The organism is Phaeobacter sp. S60, from assembly GCF_000826845.1.
GTDB classification, from domain to species: domain Bacteria; phylum Pseudomonadota; class Alphaproteobacteria; order Rhodobacterales; family Rhodobacteraceae; genus Phaeobacter; species Phaeobacter piscinae.
Genome location: NZ_JSWJ01000051.1, coordinates 1 through 2,051, shown reverse-complemented (window position 1 = coordinate 2,051; position 2,051 = coordinate 1). Strand labels below are relative to the sequence as shown.

The 2,051-nt window shown below is 59.0% G+C and carries 2 protein-coding genes; both read left to right on the top strand.

Annotated elements, in window-relative coordinates; all coding sequences use genetic code 11:
• Positions 1-1,727, top strand: a 1,727-nt coding sequence (locus OO25_RS22085) for a Mu transposase C-terminal domain-containing protein (RefSeq protein ID WP_139044827.1), incomplete at its 5' end; no start/stop codon positions are given.
• A 70-nt stretch (positions 1,728-1,797) separates the two neighbouring features.
• Positions 1,798-2,051: TniB family NTP-binding protein (locus tag OO25_RS22080; RefSeq protein ID WP_175304870.1), on the top strand; the 254-nt coding region annotated here is incomplete at its 3' end.

Here is a 2,051-nt window from a genome sequence, read left to right as displayed (position 1 = left end):
CCACAGTTTTAAACGGTCCCAATTGCCATACTGTACCCTTTATTAGCATACGGTCGGTTTTGTGGATAAATACCGGCCACTTGGGGCAGGGGATTGGCGTGGTCAGCGAGCGTCTTGCAAAACATCGAGCTTCGGTCCTGCGCCCGATCCTGGAGCTTGAGAAGAAGGGTGAGCCGATCAGTGTCGCGATCGGAGATGCTGCTTGGGAACTGGGTCTGGCGAAAAGCCATACCTGGTCGCTTTACCGCCGTTTGCGCGAGAACGATGGGCGTGCCGCGGCGTTGGAGCTCGGTCGTCGCGGGCCGAAGCCGGGATCAAATCGGATTGCGCAACAAGTTGAAGACCTCATCGATGCGCGCCTGCGGCGCTATTACCTGGTTCGAGAGCGCTCCAGCTTTCTGCGCATTTGGCGAGAGATCCGTTCGGAATGTGAGGCGAAGGGTTTCCAGCCGCCGACACGTAAGACTGTGAAAGCTCGGCTTGATGCGATGGATGAGAAAGAAATCGTGCGAAAGCGCCGTGGCGCAAAGGAGGCGAGCAGGACCTTTGCGGCGCGTCCCGGTCGGTTTGCAGTCGAAACGCCACTTGAGATCGTTCAGATCGATCACACCTTGGCCGACATCATCTTGGTCGATCACGTAGATCGGCGACCGCTTGCGCGCCCCTATTTGACGGTGGCCATCGATGTCGCAACCCGGATCGTTCTCGGGGTCTTTGTCAGCTTTGATGCACCATCTGTTCTGTCGATCGCGCTTTGTCTCGATCACTGCGTGCGTCGGAAATCAATCCACGTTCCCGGGACGCTGGAAGAGCTGGTCTGGCCGACGTCGGGTATCCCGAAGGCAATCCATGTCGACAACGCTCAGGAGTTCCACAGCGACGCCTTCAGAATGGCCTGCGAAGACTGGGGCATCGCCGTCGAATACCGCCCGCCTGGCGCCACACACTATGGTGGCCACGTCGAACGTCTGATTGGAACGGCCATGGGAGCTGTTCACGTTCTGCCCGGGACCACGCAATCCTCCGCCGCCGAGAAGGGCGACTACGACAGCGAGAAACATGCGGCACTGACTCTGGCCGAGTTCGAGGACTGGCTTGATCTGGAGATTTGTCGCTACCACAATACGCGTCACGAAGCTCTTGGGCGCACGCCGCTGGCTGCCTGGGCGGACATGGGCGGGGACACCGCAGGGCGACAGGTCGTCGACGTCGAAGCCTTTCGGACAAGCTTCATGCCTTTCGAGTGGCGCCAGCTCGGGCGTACTGGGATCACGCTCTTTGGGGTGCATTACTGGAGTGATTCCTTTGCGTCGTTGGTCGGACGCGGACAGGGCAAGGTGCAGGTGAAGTACGACCCGCGGGACCTGTCGCAGGTCTGGGTCCTCGTCGATGATGGCCGCATGATCCCGGCGCGGTATCGTGATCTAAGCCACCCGCGAATATCGCTATGGGAAAGTCGTCGGGCACGGAAAGAATGGCAGGACAAGCATGGTGGCCGGATCAACGAGCGGACTTTATTCCAATTGATTGACGCGCAACGACGTCTGGCCGAGGCGGCGCGCCAAAAGACGCGGACTGCCCGGTTGGAAAACGAAAGAGACGCGCGACTTCCCCGGCACCAACCGCGTCGTGATCCGTCGCGCGAGATGTTCGCGATCGACACGGGCAATCCAGATCTGCCAACCTATGAGATTGATGAGTTTAATGACCCCAGACGAAAGAATTGACCGGATCCGCGGCGACCATTAGATCGCATTTGACCGTGCCGCCATTGTTCTCAACCGATTGACATCCTTGATGGAAATGCCGCAGCAAAGCCGGATGCCAGGGCTGATGGTCTATGGAAGTTCTGGCATCGGCAAGACGATGATCGCCAAGCGCATGGCGAGCAAATATCCAACTCAGTACAACGCCGAACTGGGTATCACGAAAACGCCTATCCTGCTGGTTCAGGCGCCGCCCGCGCCGGACGAACGACGGTTCTATCAACACATCCTGGCCACGATCGGTGCCCCGATGTGGGGTCGGCATACCGTGTCGGAGCTTGAGGT